At 57.6% G+C, this 20,954-nt stretch carries 15 protein-coding genes and 1 tRNA gene; all 16 read left to right on the forward strand.

Going from position 1 to position 20,954, the window contains the following annotated elements; translation table 11 throughout:
- Positions 1 to 45 precede the first annotated feature (45 nt).
- On the forward strand, positions 46 to 510 hold the full coding sequence (gene gspG, locus VL688_06285) for a type II secretion system major pseudopilin GspG (protein ID HTL47657.1): 465 nt from the start codon (positions 46 to 48) through the stop codon (positions 508 to 510).
- Positions 510 to 956, forward strand: coding sequence for a type II secretion system protein (locus tag VL688_06290; protein HTL47658.1), 447 nt, complete (start codon positions 510 to 512; stop codon positions 954 to 956). The genes gspG and VL688_06290 overlap by 1 nt, the downstream gene beginning before the upstream one ends.
- Complete coding sequence (locus VL688_06295) at positions 877 to 1,560, forward strand: prepilin-type N-terminal cleavage/methylation domain-containing protein (protein HTL47659.1); 684 nt, start codon at positions 877 to 879, stop codon at positions 1,558 to 1,560. Before VL688_06290 ends, VL688_06295 begins: the two co-directional genes overlap by 80 nt.
- A 43-nt stretch (positions 1,561 to 1,603) precedes the next feature.
- Positions 1,604 to 2,539: a hypothetical protein gene (locus tag VL688_06300; protein HTL47660.1), complete on the forward strand. Its 936-nt coding sequence runs from the start codon at positions 1,604 to 1,606 to the stop codon at positions 2,537 to 2,539.
- Positions 2,524 to 4,029 carry a PilN domain-containing protein gene (locus tag VL688_06305; protein HTL47661.1) on the forward strand — a complete coding sequence of 502 codons (1,506 nt, stop codon included), beginning with the start codon at positions 2,524 to 2,526 and terminating at the stop codon, positions 4,027 to 4,029. The genes VL688_06300 and VL688_06305 overlap by 16 nt, the downstream gene beginning before the upstream one ends.
- Positions 4,013 to 4,588, forward strand: a complete 576-nt coding sequence (locus VL688_06310; GenBank protein HTL47662.1) for a hypothetical protein — start codon at positions 4,013 to 4,015, stop codon at positions 4,586 to 4,588. The genes VL688_06305 and VL688_06310 overlap by 17 nt, the downstream gene beginning before the upstream one ends.
- On the forward strand, positions 4,585 to 4,944 hold the full coding sequence (locus VL688_06315; protein HTL47663.1) for a hypothetical protein: 360 nt from the start codon (positions 4,585 to 4,587) through the stop codon (positions 4,942 to 4,944). The genes VL688_06310 and VL688_06315 overlap by 4 nt, the downstream gene beginning before the upstream one ends.
- Complete coding sequence (locus tag VL688_06320) at positions 4,941 to 6,005, forward strand: hypothetical protein (protein HTL47664.1); 1,065 nt, start codon at positions 4,941 to 4,943, stop codon at positions 6,003 to 6,005. Before VL688_06315 ends, VL688_06320 begins: the two co-directional genes overlap by 4 nt.
- A gap of 90 nt (positions 6,006 to 6,095) precedes the next feature.
- Positions 6,096 to 7,004, forward strand: a complete 909-nt coding sequence (locus tag VL688_06325) for a glycine--tRNA ligase subunit alpha (GenBank protein HTL47665.1) — start codon at positions 6,096 to 6,098, stop codon at positions 7,002 to 7,004.
- 1 nt (position 7,005) lies between these two features.
- Entirely contained in the window at positions 7,006 to 9,114 is a 2,109-nt protein-coding gene (gene glyS, locus VL688_06330) for a glycine--tRNA ligase subunit beta (protein ID HTL47666.1), read from the forward strand.
- Between the two features lie 138 nt (positions 9,115 to 9,252).
- Positions 9,253 to 11,937, forward strand: a complete 2,685-nt coding sequence (ppdK, locus tag VL688_06335; protein HTL47667.1) for a pyruvate, phosphate dikinase — start codon at positions 9,253 to 9,255, stop codon at positions 11,935 to 11,937.
- Between the two features lie 81 nt (positions 11,938 to 12,018).
- Positions 12,019 to 13,176, forward strand: a complete 1,158-nt coding sequence (locus tag VL688_06340) for an RNA polymerase sigma factor RpoD/SigA (protein ID HTL47668.1) — start codon at positions 12,019 to 12,021, stop codon at positions 13,174 to 13,176.
- A gap of 3 nt (positions 13,177 to 13,179) precedes the next feature.
- Positions 13,180 to 13,716 (forward strand): adenine phosphoribosyltransferase, encoded by a 537-nt coding sequence (locus tag VL688_06345; GenBank protein ID HTL47669.1) that lies wholly within the window; start codon positions 13,180 to 13,182, stop codon positions 13,714 to 13,716.
- A 47-nt stretch (positions 13,717 to 13,763) separates the two neighbouring features.
- Positions 13,764 to 13,837, forward strand: a tRNA-Arg gene (locus VL688_06350).
- A gap of 607 nt (positions 13,838 to 14,444) precedes the next feature.
- The gene (locus VL688_06355) at positions 14,445 to 20,306 is read left to right on the forward strand and encodes a hypothetical protein (GenBank protein ID HTL47670.1); all 5,862 of its coding nucleotides are present in this window, start codon (positions 14,445 to 14,447) and stop codon (positions 20,304 to 20,306) included.
- Between the two features lie 111 nt (positions 20,307 to 20,417).
- Positions 20,418 to 20,951, forward strand: a complete 534-nt coding sequence (locus VL688_06360) for a 5-formyltetrahydrofolate cyclo-ligase (GenBank protein ID HTL47671.1) — start codon at positions 20,418 to 20,420, stop codon at positions 20,949 to 20,951.
- Positions 20,952 to 20,954: the final 3 nt, after the last annotated feature.

Raw genomic sequence — 20,954 nt, forward strand, 5'->3', positions numbered from 1 at the left:
AGAAAAGAACCAGGGTAAAGTCGAAGGTAAGCAGAAAGGAATATTATGGAACCGCGAAAAAAAACGGCCGCATTTTTTGAAAGCCAAAGAGGTTTTACGCTCATCGAACTCATGATCGTGATCATCATCATCGGAGCTCTCGCGGCCCTTGCCGTGCCCAGGCTGGCGGGACGGACCGAGGCGGCAAGGCAAACGGCGGCCGAGGCGGACATTAAGGGAAATATTGCGCTCGCCCTCCGGCTGTATGAAGTCGACAACGGCCGGTATCCGAGCACCGAGCAGGGGCTCCATGCGCTGCTGGAAAAGCCCTCCTCTTCTCCGGTGCCGGCGAATTGGAAAGGCCCTTATCTTGAAGAGCTGCCGATGGACCCCTGGGGCAAACCTTACGATTATAAATATCCCAGCACGCATCCCCCGCGGGATTTTGACCTGGCTTCGCTAGGGCCGGACGGGGTCGCGAGCGATGATGACATCGCAAACTGGCGTCAGGCCGAGGCGTCGAAAACGTGATGCCCCGGGCGGGCCGGAAAAAAGGATGGCTGAACTGCCGGGGGATGACGCTCATCGAAGTTCTGGTCAGCCTCGTCATTCTTTCCACGGCCACGGTTTTCGTGCTCGGAGCCCTTGTCAAGGCCGCCGAAGTCCAGAGGGTGCAGGAGTGCCGGAGCAAAGCCCAGTTCTTCGCACTCTCGAAATTCGCGGCCCTCGAAATGCGCGTCTTGCCCCCCCAAAAAATCGATGAAAAGCAAAAAGGCCGCTTCCAGGACGGCAAGGATGCGTTCGAGTGGGACGTCCAGAACTCGGTCGAAGCCGGGGAAACCCAGGACGAAAACGGCGAAGCGCTTCAAACCCCGCTTATTCTGAAAAGGGAATTGCATGTTTCTTGGAACCAGGGAGAAGAAAAAAACAGCATGTCGTTTCAGACGCTGTCATGGTACCGCCCGCCCGCGGAATGATGTCCGCCGCGGCGACGCGGGCTTCACGCTCTTCGAGCTTCTGATCGCCATGTCGCTGATGACCTTGGCCCTCATGGCCGTGGGCAGCGTGCTCATGGGCGGCTCGCGCATCTGGCAGCGCCTCGAATGCGGCGGCTCGCAGGAACAGATGCTGCTCATCGGATTTCAGGAAATGAAGCGCGACTTGCAGTCTTATCATGCTTTTGTGCCGGTGCCGTTTGACGGGCAATATGAGCGTGTCACGTTCCCGGCGCTCGTGCGAGCCGAAACGGAAGAAGAAAGTGAACTCCGGGAGCCCGGCCGTCTGGCCTATTTTTTCGACAAGCGGAAAGGGCTGTTGTGCAAATCTTCCACGCCGTACCGCACCCTGCGGCAGACCCGGCCCGAAGATCAATGCGTCGTCCTGGCGGAGAATGTCGACAAGGTCAGTCTGAAGTATTACCACTATGACGCGGAACAGAAGTCGTTCGGCTGGTCGGGCACCTGGCGCGATCAAGAACCTCCGCTGTCGGTAGCGGTTGAGGTTGTTTACCATGATTCCTGCACGCTCGAAAAAAGAAAAAAAGGCGTCGAGATCGCGATTCCTACGGGACCAATCGGGTAGCGTTCTCATTCTCACCGTATGGGTGACGGCGCTCCTCGGCCTTATGGCCATAGGCTTCGGCGCGGTCTCGCTTTTTTCCATCAACGCCACGGAGACGCTTCGTTACAGCCTCGAATCGTACGGGGCTGCACGCGCCGGGCTTCCGTACGTCCTTTATCAGCTCGAAAACGACAAGTCCCCTAAATATGACGGAAGCGCCGACGGCTGGAGCGATAATGAATCGCTTTTCCGCGACCATCCTCTCCAAGGCGGTGTTTTCAGCGTCTATCATGAAGTCTTGAACGAATATTCCGGACAAACCGAGCGCAAATACGGTATTCTGGATGAAGAAAGCAAGTTAAATGTGAACCGGGCAAAGACCGATATACTTAAAAATTTGCTCGTGCTGGCCGCCGGGCTCAAAGAAGAGGACGCGGCCGTTCTCGCGAACAGGATTACCGACTGGCGCGATGACGACACCGAACCCACTTTGCCGGGAGGCGCCGAGAAATACGACTATCTTTCCATGCGCGGCGCATACGAACCTAAGGACGGAGATTTGCAAAGCATCGAAGAGCTCCTGCTTGTCAAAGGCATGACCCCTGAAATTTTTTCCTCCATCCGCCCCTATGTCACCGTTTACGGCGACGGCACCGTCAACGTCAACACCGCGGGCAGCAAGGTGCTTCTCTCGCTCGGCCTCAGTGAAGCCGCCGTGAACGGCGTGCGTCTTTTCCGCCTCGGGGGAGACGGCGAGGCAGGGACTCAGGACGACGGCATCGTCACGTCCAAGTCCGCGATCTCCGGCGAATTGGGGACCTACATTCCCATGGAAGACATGAACCGCCTCAACGAGTTGCTTCAGGGAGATCTGCTCGGTGTCAGCTCTTCCACCTTTTCCTTCACGAGCGAAGGCCGTCTCGAGCACGAGGCCGCGCCCGTGATTATCGATTGCGTCCTCGAGCGGACGGGGGAAATCGTGTCATGGTCGCAAAGATAAAAGCGCCTGCGGTTCCGGGTTCGCCGCGCTTCGGCGCGTGGTTCCGCCGTCCGTTAAAGACTTCCCGGTCGCCGCTTGTCGTGCTTTCGATGCACGGAACTTCCGTCAAGGTCTTGGCGGCCGCCGGGACCCCGGAAAAGCCGCGGATTGCGCTCGCCAAAATTCCTATGCCAAGCGACGGTTCGGAAGAAGAAGCCGTCACGCAGCTGCGGCAATTTCTTTCCGCTCACGGCATCAAAGAGCCCCGCATCATAATTTCCTGCGCGTCGTCGTTCGTGCGCGCGGCGCAGCTCAAGCTGCCTTCCACCGACATGAAAGAGCTTCGGACCATGGTGGATCTGGAAGTCGAGAAAAGCAGTCCGGAGGCGAAGGACGAGACCTTGAGTTATTTCTCGCTTCTGGCTTCGCGCCCCGACGGTTATTCCCAGGTCTTCGTGGTCACCTGCCATGCGGACATCGCGAGAAAAGGCGTGAGCCTTGTCGAACGGCTCGGGGGCCGGCTGACGCATGTCACGTGCGATCTCGACGGCTTTCTCATCTGGCTCCGGGAAATCAAAAAAGGAAAAAAAGACGCCGACGCGTGGATCATTCTCGTGGACGTGGACAATGACTGCACGACACTCACGGTCCTGCATAAAAAAAAAGTGATCCTCCACCGATGCCTTTCTTTTGGGGCGCAGGATCCCGCTTGCGAGGACAAGCTTTCGCAGGAATTCGAGCGGTCGGTGGCCCTCCTGAAAGAAGAAGAAGGCGAGGTTTCCATTTCGGAGGTTCTTCTGTCCGGCATGGTCCCCGAATCCTGCGTTTTTCTTGCCGACAAGACGGGAACACCGCTGCCGGTCCGCGTCGTCCCGGCCTTTCCGGGCGCCGAACTTTCGCAGGAATCTTCTCAGGCCTTGACGAGCGGTTCCTTCACCGCGCTCGCGGGCTTCATGTCCGGCGTTCCGCAGGGCGATTTGACGCCGCCGGCTTTGCGGATCCGGCGCCGGTTCGAGCAAAGAATCCGGGCGGGGACGATCCTCATGGGCCAGCTTCTTTTTGCGGCGGTCATTCTCGGGGGCGTCTTCCTCAAGGGGCTTCATGAAAAGACGGGCCATGAAAAAGCACTGTTTGCCAAGGTCAAAGCCACCGAAAAAGACGCTAAGGATGTGGAAACTTCGCTTATGATCCTCAAGGAAATCAAAAAGCGGATGAACGACCGCGGGAATCTGCTGCAATCCATTCTGGACATGAGCAAGGCGACACCGGCGCCCGTTCAGTGGGAAGCGCTGACCTACACCAAGGGCGAGGGCGTCGAATTGAAGGGCTTCTCGCAGGAAATGCCCGAAGTCTTCAAGATGGTGACCGAGCTCGAAAAGTCCGGCCTTTTTTTGCAGGCCAAGCCCCAGCACGTGGCAAAACGCAAAACGGAAAACCAAAGCGACGTCACCGCATTCGAAATCAACGCTCCTTTTTTCCAGGCCGCGGAGGACCATGCGTCTCATTCCTGATTTCTCGAATATCCAGCTCTCGCGGCGCGAGAAAATAATGATCCTGGCGGGAGCCCTTGTGGTGAGCCTCGTGGCCGCGGACAGGCTCGTGTGGTCGCCATGGCGTCAGTACGGCCGGAAACTCGACAAGAGCCTCTCGGAGCTCTCGATGCAGGCCCAAGGCCAGGAGATGCTGCTTTCGAGGCAGGCGAGCGTGCGCGCGGAGGTCGCGGCCTATAAAGATTTCATCCATCCGAGCCGTTCTCCTGAGCTGGAAATGGCGGAGTTCTTGAGGGAAATCGAAGAGCTCGGCCGCCAGAGCAATGTCAGTCTTCCGGAAATTAAGCCTCTTCCCACGAATGCGTCTCAATATTTTACCGAGTTCGGTCTGGAAGTGCGTTTCGAGGCGGGGCTTTTGGACTGGATGAAATTCGTTTATCAGACGGAATCGTCCCATTCCCTTTTCGTCATCGATAAAGCGTCCGCCGCCCGCGCGGATGCGAACTCGGAAATGCTGAAAGGCTCCATGCAGATACGGAAAATGGTCCTCAACGACGATTCGATCGAGGCCTTGAAATGACGGCGCGCGCGCTTGGCGTCCTGGCCGTGGCGGCGGCTTTTCTGTGTTCGCCGCGGGCCCTCTCCGCGGAGGAAAAAAGCCCTCACGATTACGTGACGGTCAAATCGCAGGAAGGCCTTACCTTCAACGTGCCGGAAGACTGGCCGGTCGAAAAAAGAGGCAGCACCGTCGGACCTGTGCCGGTCGAGGAATATCTGGCCATGAAGTTTGCGAAGGTGAACGAGAGAATCGACGCGCTTGAAAAGCGGGTATCCCAACTTGAGTCCGAAGAAGAGAAACGCAAACATGCGGCGCGGCAAAAAATGCTCGGCAGCGAACCTGCCGTAGAAAAATCATCCGAGGAAGAAAAATCATGAGCCGAAAACTCTTTCCTGAAGCGGCGGGAGCCGTCTGTCTTGCTCTCCTTGTTTTCCTGGGCCCGGCCTGTTCGCGCCGGAAACCTCCCGCGGATACAGGCGCGGGGAAAAGCGCTGCGGAAAGCCAGCGCAGCGCGGCCGCGCCGGACGCCGACAAGGAAATCGCCGGCGAAATTTTCGGGGTCCCCGTTCCCGCCGGAAATTACTATTTTGCCAAGCAGGTGCACAGCACTTTCCAGGGGCCCGGGGAGAAGGAAATGACCCCGGAGCAGAAAGAAAAATTTATCTGGCACAACCTCATTCTTCATTATGAGGCAACCCGGCGCGGCATCGCGCCCACAGCCGATGAAATGAAGCAGTGGATCGACAGCGTTTTCCAGGCGCTCGACCTGAAAATAAAACCTTCCGAAAATTCGGCCGCGTATAAAAGCTGGGTTGAAACGACGTTGAAATCGAACGTCGAATTTTTTGAAAACCAAATGCGTTATCTGGCGACGATCGAGAAGCTGCGGCGGGAAGTCGTTCCGGACATGACCGTGCAAGTCAGCGACGAAGAGATCCGGAAAGAATTCTCGAACGTGGAAAACCACGTCGGAGGGGAATACCTCCTCTTCGATAAGAAGGAAGAGGCGCAGGCTTTTTACGAAGCGCACCAGTCTGAAAAGGAATGGGAAGCCTATAAGAAAGATCATGCGGACGCGATCCGGCCTTTTGCCCTCATCACCGAGCAGGCCATCATCGATTTGTGGGGCGTGCCTCAGGAGCAGATCGACGCTTTCCACGCATTGCCGCTGGGAACGGTCGGGGAACCGCTGCCTTTCGGGCAAAAGTGGGGTGTTTTCCGTCTTTTGCAAAAACGCGAGGCCGACCCGTCCAAGCTCGACGACAAACTGAAGGAAGATTACCGCAAGCGCGTTGAAATGAAAAAGAAGTTTGCGGCGCGCGACGAATGGCTCGAGCACATCGACGAACGCGCGAATCTGAAAGTTTATCTGAAACCCCAGGCCGCTGAGGCGGCGCAAAACTCCGCTGCCGCACCTTCCGCGGGAACCGCCTCCTGATCCCGCACGGCGGCAGAGATCCCGGCGAAGTAACGTCCTTGTTTCCCGAGGGCGATTTTGCTACAATTCCGCGCTATGCCTTCTAAACCGCTGACATTCCAAGAGTTAATTCAAAAGCTGAACGAATTCTGGGGCAAAAAAGGCTGCCTTATTGCCCAGCCCTACGACCTGGAAGTGGGCGCCGGCACGTTTTCTCCGCATACCTTTTTGAGGGCGCTCGGCCCCGAGCCCTGGAATGCCGCTTACGTCGAGCCTTCGCGCCGCCCGACCGACGGCCGTTACGGCGAGAACCCTCACCGCACGCAGCACTACTATCAATATCAGGTCATCCTGAAACCCGCGCCGCAGAATTCTCAGGAGCTGTATCTCGAAAGCCTGAAGGCCGTGGGCATTGACCCGCTTTCCAACGACATCCGTTTTGTGGAAGACGACTGGGAATCACCGACGCTCGGCGCCTGGGGCCTGGGCTGGGAAGTGTGGCTGAACAGCCAGGAAATCACGCAGTTCACGTATTTCCAGCAATGCGGCTCGATCGACCTCGACGTCATTTCCACCGAAATCACGTACGGCCTCGAACGCATCGCCATGTTCCTGCAGAAAAAACATTCCATGTTCGACATCGAATGGGTGGAAGGCGTGACCTACGGCGACGTGCATCACCAGGGCGAGCGCGAATTTTCCAAATTCAATTTCGAGGCGTCGAACCCCGAGATGCTGAAGCGCCACTTCGAAGATTACGAAGCGCAGGCCAAACGCCTCATCGAGGAGAAGCTCGTGCTGCCGGCCTACGACGCCTGCCTCAAGACCTCGCATTATTTTAATATGCTCGATGCCCGAGGCGCCGTGAGCGTGAACGAACGCCCGCGCTACATCGGCCGCGTCCGCGCGATCGCACGCGCCTGCGCCCAGGGATTTTTGGAAAGCCGCGAAGCGCTCGGATTTCCGATGGTGAAAAAAGCCAAGTCCAAGGCCGCCAAAAGCGCCAAGAAAAAGAAATAACATGGCCAACCTTCTCGTAGAACTCGGAACTGAAGAACTGCCGTCCGGCGTGCTGGACGTTGTGTATGCCGAGCTTCCGGTGAAAGCCGCGGAAGCGCTGAAGACGGCGCGCCTTTCCTATGAAGACCTCAAGGTCGAAGCCACGCCGCGCCGCATCGCGCTTTTCGTGAGCGGCCTCGCCGTACGCCAGGCGGACGAGAAAGTCGAAATCTCAGGGCCCTCGCTGGAGAAGGCCTATGCCGCGGACGGGAAACCCACGCCGGCCCTCGAAGGATTTTTAAAAAGCAAAGGAGCGGCGGTGAATGATCTCACCGTGAAAGAAACGCCGCGCGGCAAATTCGTGGTGCTCCTGCGCGAAAATAAAGGCCGCGCCGCGGACAAAGTCCTGCCGGAACTCCTGCAGGCGCTTTTCGGCTCGGTTACGTTTCCGAAGAACATGCGCTGGGAACCCACGGGCTTCCGTTTTCCGCGTCCGGCCCGCTGGCTTGTCACACTCCTGGATAAAAAGCCGCTCGCCTTTACCTTCGCCGGGCTCAAAGCATCGAACCAATCCTATGGGCATCGTTTCCTGGCGCCCAAGGCTTTCCGCATTCCCTCGGCCGATTGGGATATCTATAAGAAGCTGCTCAAAAAGGCGCATGTCGCCCTGGATCTGGCGGAACGCAAGGCCATCATCGCCAAAGGCCTGAAGACCAAGTTCCAACAGGCTTCGTTCGACGAAGAGCTTTTGCACACGACGGCGCAGCTCGTGGAAGAACCCGAGCTTCTGCAGGGCAGTTTCTCGAAAGATTATCTCCAGCTTCCCAAAGAAGTGCTGGCCAGCTGCATGAAAAAGAACCAGAAGATTTTCGCCTGTTACGATTCCAAAGGCGCGCTCACCGGAAAATTCGTCGCGGTGCTGAACGGCCGCAAGAGCAACGTCACGGGCATCCGCGCGGGTTATGAGAATGTCCTGGAATCCCGGTTGAAGGACGCGAAATATTTTTATACCGCGGACACGAAAGAAAAGCTGGAAGCGAAGCTTCCGAAGCTCGAGCAGGTGACGTATCTCGGCAAGCTGGGTAACATGCGCCAGAAAACCGAACGCATGGAGAAGCTCGCGGAAAAAATTGCGGCGCTCGCGCATAAGCCCGAGCTGACCGAATCGGTGCGCCGCGCGGCCCGGCTTTCCAAAGTCGATCTCATGACGCATCTTGTTTACGAATTCCCGGACCTCCAGGGCACCGTGGGCCGCGAATACGCGCTGGCGTCCGGCGAATCTCAGGACGTTGCGAAGGCCATCGCTTCGCATTATCTTCCCAAAAGCCTGACGCAGGACTACGCGGCGCTCGGCAAAGAAGGCGATCTCGTCGGCGGTCTTGTCGGCATCATCGACCGTATCGATCTTCTCGTCGGCGCGTTCGGTACCGGCCTCCAGCCGACCGGCAGCCAGGACCCGTTTGCTCTTCGCCGCGCGGGCGGCGCGGTCGTAAAGACGATCCGTGCATGGAACATTTCCTTTTCGGTGGCGGACCTCATGCGCGAAGCCGCCGCGCTGTACGGCAATGCGCTGACGGTGCCGGCCGCGGAGCTCGCCGACAAGCTCATGAAGTTCTTCGAGGAACGCGTGATTTTCGAATTACAGCTGAAGCCGGGGACACGGCCGCATGAAATTTTCAGCGCGGTGTGGCAGTCGCGTCACGACAATTTCGCGGATGTTCTGGAACGGTTCCAGCAGCTAAGCGCGCTGTTCGAGCGCGAGCCGGAGAATTTTATCAGGGCCGGCAAGGTCGTCGAACGCACGAGCAACATCGTGAAAGGCATGAAGGGCGCGGGGGAGAAGAGCATCAATCCGGAGCTTTTGAAGGAACCCCTGGAGAAGAAGCTGTTCGAGCTGCTGGAGAAGGAATCCGGTGAGATCGATAAACGCCTGGACCAGCGGCATTTCGAGGACGCCACCCGCCTTTTCGGAAAGGTTTTTTATGGGCCCATCCATGACTTTTTTGAACAAGTCATGGTGAACGTTGAAGATACGAATATCCGCGAAAACCGCCAGGCTTTGATGAAGCGCATCAACCACCTCTACACGAAGAAACTGGCCGATCTTTCCATGCTGTCCCGGCTGGACTGATATGCTATAATCCCGAATCCCTGAAGCGAGTGTCCCCGGGCATAAGCCCTCCTGGCCGAGTTTCAGCTCCCTGAACGATCAAATCGAACTTATGCAGGTTCTTTTTTTGTACAAACTAACTAAGGAGAAACTAAGGAAATGAAGACCATGACGAAAAGCAAAGGGAAGAAGAGTTCCGGTAAGAAGACGAAATTCGTGTATTTCTTCGGCAACGGAAAGGCCGAAGGCGACGCGAAAATGAAGAACCTTCTCGGCGGCAAGGGCGCGAACCTGGCCGAGATGACCAACATCGGAATTCCCGTTCCCGCCGGCTTCACGATCACGACCGAAAGCTGCGCGATGTACTACGAGAACAACAAGAAGTGGCCCGCCGGTCTCGAAGAGCAGATCAAGGCCAACATCACGCGGCTCGAGCAGACGATGGGCGCGAAGTTCGGCGACCGCAACAATCCGCTGCTCGTTTCCGTGCGCTCCGGCGCCGCGGCCTCCATGCCGGGCATGATGGACACGGTCCTCAACCTCGGCATCAACCCTGAAGTCGTTCAGGGCCTCATCATCAAGACCGAGAATGAACGCTTCGCGTGGGACGCTTACCGCCGCTTCATGCAGATGTTCGGCAACGTCGTCATGGGCGTCGAACATCACCTCTTCGAGCACGTGCTCGAAGAAATCAAGAGCCAGCGCGGCGTCAAGCACGACACCGACCTCACGGCCAATGACCTCAAGGAAGTCGTGAAGGATTACCAGGAAGTTTACCGCAAGGTGACGGGCGAAGATTTCCCGGTCGATCCGTACGATCAGCTGAAGAAGTCGATCAACGCCGTGTTCCAGTCGTGGAACAACCCGCGCGCGGTGCGTTACCGCCAGCTCAACGAAATCTTCGGGCTTCTCGGCACGGGCGTGAACGTCCAGTCGATGGTGTTCGGCAACATGGGAAACACTTCCGGCACGGGCGTGTGCTTCACGCGCAACCCGTCGACGGGCGAGAACAAGTTCTACGGCGAATTCCTCGTGAACGCGCAGGGCGAAGACGTCGTGGCCGGTATCCGCACCCCGGAACCTCTCGACCAGATGGCCAAGACGTGGCCCAACATTTACAAGCAGCTCGTGGCGGTTCGCGCGAAGCTGGAAAATCATTACCGGGATATGCAGGACATCGAATTCACGATTCAGGAAGGCAAGCTGTTCCTCCTGCAGACGCGTAACGGTAAAAGGACTGCCGCCGCTGCCGTTCGCACCGCGGTGGAAATGGTGAAGGAAGGCCATATCACGGAAGACCAGGCCATCCTGCGCGTCGATCCGAAGGTGCTCGACCAGCTCCTGCACCCGATGTTCGATCCCAAGCAGTCCCGCAAGAAAATCGTGAAGGGCCTCCCGGCTTCCCCGGGCGCGGCCACGGGCCGTGTCGTCTTCAATGCGGAAGACGCCGAAGCCTGGGCGGCAAAGGGTGACAAGGTCATTCTCGTCCGCATCGAAACCTCGCCGGAAGACATCGGCGGCATGCACGCCTCCAAGGGCATTCTGACGGCCCGCGGCGGTATGACGTCCCACGCGGCCGTTGTCGCGCGCGGGATGGGCAAGTGCTGCGTTGCCGGCGCCGGTGACATGCAGATCGATTACAAAGCGAAGCAGTTCCATGTCGGTTCCGTTACGGTGAAGGAAGGCGACTGGATTTCGTTGGACGGCAGCCTCGGCGAAGTTTATACCGGCAAGCTCGACACGGTCGAAGCCGAGCTCTCCGGCGATTTCGCGAAGCTCATGAAGTGGGCCGATTCGGCGCGCCGTCTGAAAGTGCGCACGAACGCGGACACACCGCTTGACGCGAAGGTGGCCATCAAGTTCGGCGCCCAGGGCATCGGCCTTTGCCGCACCGAGCACATGTTCTTCGAAGGCGACAGGATCATCGCGGTCCGTGAGATGATTCTCTCGGACACGACCGAAGGCCGTGAGAAGGCGCTCGCGAAGCTCCTTCCCATGCAGCGCCAGGACTTCGAAGGCATCTTCAAGGCCATGGACGGCCTTGCGGTGACGATCCGCCTCCTGGATCCGCCGCTCCATGAGTTCCTCCCGCACGAAGACGAAAACCAGAAGGAAATGGCGAAGGTCATGAACATTTCCCTGGAAACCGTGAAGCGCAAAGTCGCCGCCCTGCATGAATTCAATCCCATGCTCGGCCACCGCGGCTGCCGCCTCGCGATCAGCTATCCGGAAATCGGCAAGATGCAGGCGCGCGCCATCATGGAAGCGGCTTGCAACGTGAAGAAGCAGGGGGTCAAGGTGCTTCCCGAGATCATGATCCCGCTCGTCGGCTTCCAGAAGGAATTCGATATCCAGAAGAAGGACATCGAGGAAGTCGTGCAGAATGTCTTCGCGGAAAAGAAGATGAAACTCCCGTACATGATCGGCACCATGATCGAAATTCCCCGTGCCGCCGTCACTGCGGATAAAATCGCGTCGACCGCCCAGTTCTTCTCCTTCGGGACGAACGACCTCACTCAGATGTCCCTGGGCTTTTCGCGCGACGACTCCGGCTCGTTCCTGGGCACCTACCTCGAGAAGGGCGTCTTTGAAAAAGATCCCTTCCAGAGCCTCGACCAGGAAGGCGTTGGATATTTAGTTCAACTTGGAGTCGAGAAAGGCCGTAAAACTAGGGCTGATCTGAAAGTCGGTATCTGCGGCGAACATGGCGGCGACCCCGCTTCGGTGGAATTTTGCCACCGTGTGGGCATGGATTATGTCAGCTGCTCGCCGTATCGCGTTCCGATCGCCCGCCTGGCTGCTGCTCAGGCTGCGGTCCGCGACAAGCAGAAAAAGAAAAAGTAAGGCGGGTTTTTTCTTCCCGTTTTTTCTAACCTCCCGCCCCGGCCCAAAACCGGGGCGGGGTCTTACCGCAATGTTGGTGTTATGAAGGGAAAGAAAAAGAAAAAAAGGCTGGCCCGGGCTCCTCACCGCAAAACCGTGAAAGAGCCCCGAAAAAAGGGCCGGCCCGCGGCCGCGGTCAAACCGCCCAAGCCGCTCAAAGTGCCTGCCCCCGTTGCCCAAAAACCCGAGAAAAAACCCCACGACAAAAAAGAAAAGCACGAAGGGCCGCTGACCAGGGAAACACGCGACCTTTTGAAGAACGAGGCCTCGCTCGAGGCCCCCATGGACCGCCGCCGGCGCGGGGACAGAGATGAAGAAGGGGGCGAAACGCGCTCCGAAGATGCCTCCGAGCAAACGCTCGACCGCACGGCCATGAAGATCTATCTTTCCCAGATCGAGAACATCCCGCTGCTGACGCCCGAACAGGAAATCTCCCTCGCGGAAAAGATCCAGGCGAGCGGCAGCGAATCCAGCGCCGCGCGCGAGAACATGATCCGTTCGAACCTGCGTCTGGTCATCTCCATTGCCAAGCGTTACAGCAACATGGGGCTTTCGTTCTCGGACCTTGTGGAAGAAGGCAACATCGGCCTCATGCGCGCGGTCGAAAAATTCAATCCGGCGCGCGGCTACCGTTTCTCGACTTACGCATCGTGGTGGATCAAGCAGGCCATCATGCGTGCCTTGTCCAACCAGGGCAAGACGATCCGCATTCCCGTTTACATGTACGATATCATTTCCAAGTGGCGGCGCGTGCGCGATGGCCTCATGCAGAAGCTTTCACGCGTTCCGACGCGCAAGGAAATCGCGAAGATCATGCAGGTGCCGGTGCAGAAGATCAAAGAGATCGAGAATATCGCCGGCCGCCCGAGTTCCTTGAACGCGCCCGTCAGCCTGGACGGCACCGCAGAGCTGATCGACCTCATCGAAGACGACGTGGCCCATTCCCCGGATGCGCGCATGGGCGAACTTTTGAAGAGCGAGAGAATCAAGGACCTGCTCCAGCGCCTGGACGAACGCGAGCGCCGCATCCTGGTTCTGCGCTTCGGACTGGAAAGCGACGATCCGAAGACCCTCGAAGAAGTGGCGCAGGTGTTCGGCATCACGCGCGAGCGCGTCCGCCAGATCGAGGCCGCAGCCCTGAAAAAAATCCGCGCTTTCCTCGTAACCGAGCAAGACCGCCTCGAAGACTACCTGAGCTGATCCATGGACCGTCCGTCCGTTGATCTGAGCGTCCTCAAAGAAACCATTCGCGACGTCCCTGACTTTCCCCAAAAAGGCATCGTCTTCAAAGACATCACGCCGCTTTTGCAGCGTCCGGACACCTTCGCTTTCGTGATCGATTCCCTTGCGGGGGCCCTGTTGGGCCTGGACATCGACGTGATCATGGGGATCGAGTCCCGCGGTTTTATTTTGAGTCCTGCGCTTTCCTACAAGATCAACGCCGGATTCGTGCCGGTCCGGAAAAAAGGAAAGCTGCCCTGGCGCACCCATCAGATGTCGTACACCCTGGAATACGGCGAAGGCATTCTGGAAATGCACCAGGACGCGATCAAGCCCGGCATGCGGGTCGCGTTGGTCGACGATCTCCTCGCGACAGGGGGGACCGGCGAAGCCGCCGCGAAGCTGGCTGAAAAAATGGGCGCGCGCATCGAGAAAATCCTTTTTCTCGTCGAGCTCGGCTTTCTCAAAGGCCGTGAGCGACTTTCCCGCTATGACGTTTTTTCCCTCATTCAATACTGATTTTAGAAGGAGGCCCTGTTATAATGGCCCGCCTTCATCACTCTTATGCCCCGATAGCTCAATTGGATAGAGCGGCGCCGTCCTAAGGCGAAGGTTGCATGTTCGATTCATGCTCGGGGCATAAAATTTTTACCGCTCCGAGCATGAATCAATCGCCGCGCGACGAAGAAGTCGCGCATGCTTGGCGATGGGCGCGAGACGGTGAGCGCCCTTAATTCAGATGCTTTTAACAATGCGCGACGTCTAGGAGCGCCGAGCTCCTTGCCGAGGACGGGCGGTCACCGGAGGCGAGCGAAGCGAGCCGCAGGGACCGATTCATGCGGTGGTGAAGCTCGCAGAAATTTCTAGCATAGATTGTTTGTGGGTGTAACGCTATTTGCAGTAATGACTTGCGACCATAACGTCCACTTCAACCATTCCCACCTCACCCAAAATTCCTACTTAAGATATCCCCGGAGATGCCGTTTTTCAGGATACGGCGTGTCTGCCGCAGGCCTCTGTTGGGCCAAAGCTCACATTCATAACGTCACGGTAAAACCGAAGGCCATACGCTTGACTCATTTCGGGCAAAATGTTAATTTAACGAGTCTCACGTCCAGGGAGACCTCCCGGTGAAGCGCCCTAAGCGTTCATCAAATCTACCGGTCTTCTGGCGACCTTCTTCTCCTTCAATGAGAAAAAAGTCTTCGGCCCTTTTTCTAGCCACTCTTGTTACGCTCCAAGCGACCGTGCCTTCGTATGTCTACGCGCAGAACGTCTCTCCCAAAATGGACGTGGTGCGCGACATCAACGATTTCGAAGAAGCCCGCCGCGAATGGGAACGCCAGCGCGATGCCCAGCTCGAAGAGCTGCGCGAAAAGCAGGCGCGCATCGAAGAAATTAAACAGGCTCTCCTCGCCAAGATCGTCGAACTCAAGCAGGAAAAAAAGCAATGGGAAGGCGAGAAGCAGCGCATCGCCCAGCAGCCCGCCGCTTCCGGCGATAATCAGAAAGCCCTCCAGGAAATCCAGGCCCAGCGCCAGCAGATCGAGCATGAAAAGCTGATTCTCGAAAAAGCCAAAAAGAGCCTTGCCGACGAACGCCGCAGATTCGAAGAACAGTCTGCGCAAAAAGAAATGGCCGCGCAATCCGGTGTTTCCGAGCGCTCGCAGGAATTCGAAAGCAAAATCAGCCAGCTCTCCCGTTCGCTCGAAGAAAAGCAGGACGCGCTTCTCAAGGCCAAACAGGAACAGGTGGACCTGCAGCGGCGTCTCACGGAAAAAGAATCCGAACGCAGCGAAAAGGTCAAGAATTGGACGGACGAGCTTTCCAAGAAAGAAGCCGCGCTGCGTCAGCAGGCTCAGGAAATCCTGACCGAGCGTCAGGCCCTCGACAGCGAAAAGACGGAATTGATGAAGCAGAAGGTCGCGCTTGAAAAGCAGGCGCAGGTTACCTTGGGCGCTCCCGGCAAGTCCGCGGATTTGGAGACGCGCGAAAAAGAGCTCGATCAGCAGTTCGCGGAGCTCAACCGGCAAAAGCAAAAAATCGAGCAGGAACAGGAAGTCGTAAGGGCCACACTGCAGGAACGCCAGGCCGATCAGGAACAATCGCTCAAAGAACTCCAGCGCCGGGAACAGATTGTGGCCACTCAGATCAAGACTCTGGAAGCCAAGAGCGCGGAACTGGACAAGCGCGAACAAGCGCTGCTTTCGCGGGAAGCCCAGGCCCCCAAGGCCGGCACCGTGAACCAGACGGCCGCGGTGCAGAAGATGGTGGCCGAACTCGTCGGGACCAAAGAAGACGTCGAACGCCAGAAGCAGGAATTCCTGCGTGAAAAGGCGCTTTGGGAAGCCAACAAAAAAAGAGAGCAGGACAAGCTCGCCTTTGCCGCGCAGCAGGCGAACGAACAATCTCTGGCCGATCAGGAAAGACAGCGCGCCGAAGTGAGCCGCAAGGCCGCGGAGCTCGAAGCCAAGATCCGCCAGTACGAAGACAAGACCGTCGAGCTGGAGCAAAGCGAGACCGATCTCAAGCAGAAATGGCAGGATTTCCAGAACCGTCAAGCCGAGATCGAAAGCAAGGGTATCCAGGTCACTTCGAAAGAAAGCGCCATGCAGCAGACGCTCTCGCAGCTGGTCACCTCGAAGGAAAAACTGGCCGAGGAGCAGCAAGCCTTCGAAAAAGACCGCGCGGCCTGGGAAGACAAGCGCAAGCAGGTCCAGGCTGAGCTGGCCAACCAGATTGCCGCCTATAAAAAGGAACGCACGGACGCCGAGGCCGATCTCGACCGCCGGCAGAAAGAACTGGAACAGAACGTCGCGGCCTTCGACACCAAAGCGCAGGCTCTTCGCGACGAGGAAGCCAAGCTGACGGCTTCGAAGACCGAGCTGGACCAAAAGACGACGGCCCTGGAAACGGACAAGGCCAAGCTGAAGGAAACCGAAGACAAGGTCCAGCAGAAGATCGTGCAGCTGATCGAGACCAAGCAGAAGCTCGATGCGGACGCCGCCAACCTCGCGTCCGAAAAAACGAAGCTGGACTCAGCACAGCAGGCGCTGGCTGCGGAAAAACAGAGCTGGGAAACTGAACAAAGCCAAAAATCGGCGGCGCTCGATAAGCTCAAACTGGATTTCGACAAGCGCGACGCCGAACTCCGCACGGGCAAAGAAAAACTCACCCAGGTCGTCACCGTCCTCAAGCAGAAAGAAGCCGACCTCTCGGCCCGCCAACAGGACTTCGCGGCCCAGAAAGTGGAATACGAAAAGGCCAAGATCGCCTGGGAAACCGAAAAGCAAAAAGTGCTCCAGAACCTGGACCTGCAAAAGCAGAACCTGGCCTCCGAAGCGCAGCAGAAAAATCTTGCGATCGAAACGCAGCGTGAAGGCCTGGAACGCATGTCCAAAGAACTGGCCGATCAGAAGACGAAGCTCGAGAGCTATCAGAAAGAACTCGACTCGCGCAAAGCGGCTCTGGCGCAAAGCCAGACCGATCTTGCGGCCAAGGAAGACGTGCTCAAGCAGAAGATCGGTGACTTCGGCAAGATCAAGGTCGAGTTCACTGACGAAAAAACCAAGTGGGAAACCGAGCGCGCGGCCAAGGATCAGGAACTGGCAAACCGCGCCCAGGACCTGGATGCCGCTGCGCGCGAGAAGGCCGACCAGCTCGAACGCGAACGCGCGGACATGACGGCCAAGATGGACCAGGAAAAAGCCGCGATGCAACAGGGCTTGCAGCAGGAAAAGGCGACGATGGCCCAGAACCTTCAGAAGGAAAAGGCCGGGATCGCCAAGGACCTCGCGGAGCTCGACAAGCGCAAGGGCATTCTGCTCGAGCTGGACAAGCAGCTTCAGACGCGCAAGCTCGACCTGGACAAGCGCGAGCAGGCTATCGCCGATGAGCGCAAGCAGCTCGAGGCCGAAAAGAATGCCCAGCAGCAGAAGACTGCGGAATCGACTCAGCGAGAACAGGATCTGCAGGATGAAGCCGCGCGGCTCGCGGACCAGCAGAAAGCGCTCGATGCGGAAAAGGAAAAGCTGAACGCCGACAAGGCCGCGCTCGAAAAGACCTCGCAGGAGCTGCGCGACAAAGACGCGGATGTCAGTGACAAGCTCCAGCAGCTCGAAAAGCGCAAGGACATCCTGATCGAGCTCGAGGCGCAGGTGGAAGACGGCAATCGCAAGCTCGAAGCCGCTAAAAAAAGCAATTCCGCCGAAGAATCTGCTCTCGCCGAAGAAAAACGCAAGATTCAAAGCGAACAGGACAGTTTGCGCCAGGACAAGCAGGCGTGGGAAGAACAGCGCGCCACGGCCGAAGGTGTGCTTTCCGAACGCGAGTCCAAAGTCGAGCGTGTCCGCGAGTCCCTTACCGCCCAGATCGCGAGCCTCAAAGAGGAGCGCGCCCGCTGGGAAGCCGAACGCCAGAAATCTACGGACGAGATCGCCGCCCGTGAAAGCGAACTTGACCGCATGAAGCTCGATCTCGAAAATAGGACCCGAGAGCTGCAGCAGATGAGCGATTCGTCCGATGCGGCCGCCCAGCAGGCCAAGGCCGATTATGAACGTCAAAACGCCGCGCTGGAACAAAAGAGAATCGACTTCGAGAAAGATTTCAAGGCCCGCCAGGATGCGCTGAACGCGGAAACGGAAAAAGCGCGGGCCGCGCTGGAAAACCAGAAACAGAGCACCGCCGCCGAAATCCAGAGACAGCGGGAAGCCCTGGAGGCGGAAAGCCAGACGACACGGCTCCAGCTCCAGCAGGAACGGACCGAGACTTCCGAAGGCATCCGCAGAGACCAGGAAGCCGCGCAAAAGGAACTCGCGGACGCCCGCGAGCGCCAGCAGCAGGAGCTGAACGCCAAATCTGCCGCGGTCATGAATGAGCTGGCTCAGGCGCGGCTCAATCAGGAAGCGGCCTTGAAACAGCGTTCAGCGGATATGGAAAAGCAGCTGGCATCTCTCCGTGCCGTGACCGATGCGGAAATTAAAAGGAAGACCGAAGCGCTCGACGCGGAAGTCGAACGCGTCAATGCCGATCTTGAACGCAAGAGGCAGGCCTTTGCGGCGCAGCAGGCAGAACTCGACAAGGCCAATGCCGACCTCGCGCAAAAACAGGTCGAACTGCACGATGCGCAGGCCAAACTCGCCGAAGGCGAAGAAAATCTCAAGGCGGGCCAAGCTTCTCTCGAACAAGAGAAAAAGCGCCTGGCCGACCTGCAGGAAGCGATTCGCGCTAGCCAGGAGAAGATCCTGATCGACACAGCGCAGGTCAAAAAGAAGGAAGACGCCTTCCGCGAAAAACAGGCGGAATACGACAGGCTCACCAAGGACAGCACGACGCTTCAGAGCGAAGCCGTCCAGATCCGCCGGGATCTGGATGCGGAAAAGGCCGAGCTCGAAAACCAGAAGGCCGTCCTTGCCGGGCAGCAAACGGCGCTGCAGGATAAAGAAGCCGCTCTTGCCAAACAGAGCGAACAGGTTTCACAGCGCGAGGCCGCTCTCCAGAAGCAGACCGCGGATCTTCGCTCTGAGTACGAGTTGAAACAGACCGCCCTTAAAGCGACTTCGCAGCAGGTGGATGAAGAAAAGGCGCGCATCGATCAGTCCTGGAACGAGCTGCACGAAGCCGAAGGCGTGCTCCAGCAGAAGGTCCAGGAAGTGAAAGTCGAAGAGGCCAAGCTGCACAGCGACCGGGAGCATTACGAAGACCTGCAGCGCTCATTCGAAACGGAAAAGAAAGCGGCCGAACTGGAATGGGAAAGACAGAAGAGCCAGCAGTCGGTGGATTTGGAAGCGGAAAAAGCGCGCCTCGACAAGATGCGGTCCGTTCTCGACACGGAAACCGCCAAGCTGCAGGACGAAAAGACCAAGCTGAAGCAGTGGATGGACCAGGTGGAAGAACGCCGGACCACGCTCGCGCAGCGCGAAGCGGAATTTAAAAACATGGATGGGGAAATCTTCAAGACTTCGGCGGATCTCAAAGCCGAGAAAACACAGCTCGCCGACGAGCATGCACGGATCGAGGAAGAACGCAACAAGCTTGCGGAAGACCGCAGCGTTCTCGAAGACGAACGAAAGGCCTACGAACTCGCCCGCAATGCCCAGATGAATTGGCAGACCGAGCATGATAAACGCGAGCAGGCCCTTGCTGCCGAGGGCAAGGACATTGAACAGCGCAAGCTTGTCCTCGAGGAGAAGGAAAAGGCGTTTAAGGATTTCCAGGCTCAGACCAATGCCCAGGAACTCAAGCTCCAGGAGCGCGAGCAGGCCGTCAAAATTAAAGAAGACGAGATCCAGCAGCAGGTGGCCGTCATCAGCGAAAAGAACCGCAAGCTCGTCGATGACGAGGAAAAATTCGGACTTGTGAAATCGGAATACGAAGCATGGCAGCGCGAGAAGGACGTCGCCGAACATGAGCTCGTGCTCCAGAAACAGAAATATAACGCCTGGGAAAAGAAGCTGATCGAAAGTGAACGCGCGATTCAGGAGGCGAACAAGCTTATCGCCGACAAGCAGGCAGACCTCGACAGGCGCGCGGGGCTTTTGGACGAGCGGGAAAGCGCTTTCCAGACCTACCGGGATGAAGTTGCCAGAGCTTCCGAAAAGGTGGAAGCCGCCAAGCAGGACGTCACCTTCCGCCAGCGCAAAGTCGCCATGCAGTCCGACTCTTTGAAGGAAGAGCTTGCCGAAGTCGAGAAGCTCAAAGCCGCGTATCATTCCGCAAAAAACGTGTCCAAAGGCGAGTACATCGAGCCTAAAACTGCGGTGAAAAGTCCTTTCGACGCGTCACGCATCAACGTGAGGCGCGATCTTTTCCGTCAAAAGGACCTGGGATCCGGTGAGGCGGCCGATACGGTGGTCGCACGCGAATCTGCCGGCGATGATCAGAGCGCGTTGGCATTGTGGGAAGAAAAGCTTAAAAAACGCAATGGAGACCTGCAAAAGCAGAAGGAAGTCCTGCTCTCGGACCCGGCAGGCACCTTTGACCGGAATAAAAGCTGGTCTTCTTCGCCGTCGTCCAAAACGGACGAGCTGAAAAAGAACGCTTCCGACGAGTCTTCTCTCGATGAAGTTCCCTCTCTCTTCAAAGGCCGGGCCTCGGCCTCTCCGACCTGATTCCGCCGTCCCGGTAAGGGCAGGTGTTTTTTAGGATAGCCGTGCCTTCCGTCTTTCGCTAAAATACTTCAATCCATGAGCCCTGCCAAAATCCATGAAAAAAAGACCCTCTTGAGAAAGCAATTACGCTCCCTTGTCCAAAGTCTCAAGAAAAGGGATCTCCGGCGGAAAAGCAAAAAAATCACCGCGCTGCTTCTTCAAAGCCGGTGTTATCAAAAGGCCGAAAACCTGCTCGTGTATGTCCCAGTGGCCGGGGAAGTCGATACATGGCCTGTGCTCCGGCGCAGCCTGGCACTTGGCAAAAAAGTCTTCGTGCCGCGTGTCAGCGCGAAAAACGGGTCCATGAGTATTTACAGAATCGACGATCCCGAAAGGGGCTGGATCGCGGGCTGTTACGGGGTCCTGGAACCGCGGGCTGTGGCGGCAAGGCGCGGCAATCCTTCGCGGCTGGACATGGCGGTGGTGCCCGGCCTGGGGTTCAGCCGTTCCGGCGCGCGCCTGGGGCGCGGCAAAGGGCATTTTGACAAGTTTTTGAAAAAGGCCGGCAAGGCAGTGAAGATTGGCCTGGCGTTCCGGGAACAAATCGTGGCGAAGATTCCCATGGCCGGGCATGATGTGCGCATGGATAAGGTGATCACGGATTAGCCC

Source organism: Verrucomicrobiia bacterium, assembly GCA_035495615.1.
GTDB lineage: Bacteria > Omnitrophota > Omnitrophia > Omnitrophales > Aquincolibacteriaceae > DATJFP01.

Coding starts and splice junctions, on each gene's coding strand:
- gspG (HTL47657.1), top strand. CDS start 46: ATGGAACCGCGAAAAAAAACGGCCGCATTTTTTGAAAGCCAAAGAGGT.
- VL688_06290 (HTL47658.1), top strand. CDS start 510: ATGCCCCGGGCGGGCCGGAAAAAAGGATGGCTGAACTGCCGGGGGATG.
- VL688_06295 (HTL47659.1), top strand. CDS start 877: ATGTTTCTTGGAACCAGGGAGAAGAAAAAAACAGCATGTCGTTTCAGA.
- VL688_06300 (HTL47660.1), top strand. CDS start 1,604: ATGGCCATAGGCTTCGGCGCGGTCTCGCTTTTTTCCATCAACGCCACG.
- VL688_06305 (HTL47661.1), top strand. CDS start 2,524: ATGGTCGCAAAGATAAAAGCGCCTGCGGTTCCGGGTTCGCCGCGCTTC.
- VL688_06310 (HTL47662.1), top strand. CDS start 4,013: ATGCGTCTCATTCCTGATTTCTCGAATATCCAGCTCTCGCGGCGCGAG.
- VL688_06315 (HTL47663.1), top strand. CDS start 4,585: ATGACGGCGCGCGCGCTTGGCGTCCTGGCCGTGGCGGCGGCTTTTCTG.
- VL688_06320 (HTL47664.1), top strand. CDS start 4,941: ATGAGCCGAAAACTCTTTCCTGAAGCGGCGGGAGCCGTCTGTCTTGCT.
- glyS (HTL47666.1), top strand. CDS start 7,006: ATGGCCAACCTTCTCGTAGAACTCGGAACTGAAGAACTGCCGTCCGGC.
- ppdK (HTL47667.1), top strand. CDS start 9,253: ATGAAGACCATGACGAAAAGCAAAGGGAAGAAGAGTTCCGGTAAGAAG.
- VL688_06340 (HTL47668.1), top strand. CDS start 12,019: ATGAAGGGAAAGAAAAAGAAAAAAAGGCTGGCCCGGGCTCCTCACCGC.
- VL688_06345 (HTL47669.1), top strand. CDS start 13,180: ATGGACCGTCCGTCCGTTGATCTGAGCGTCCTCAAAGAAACCATTCGC.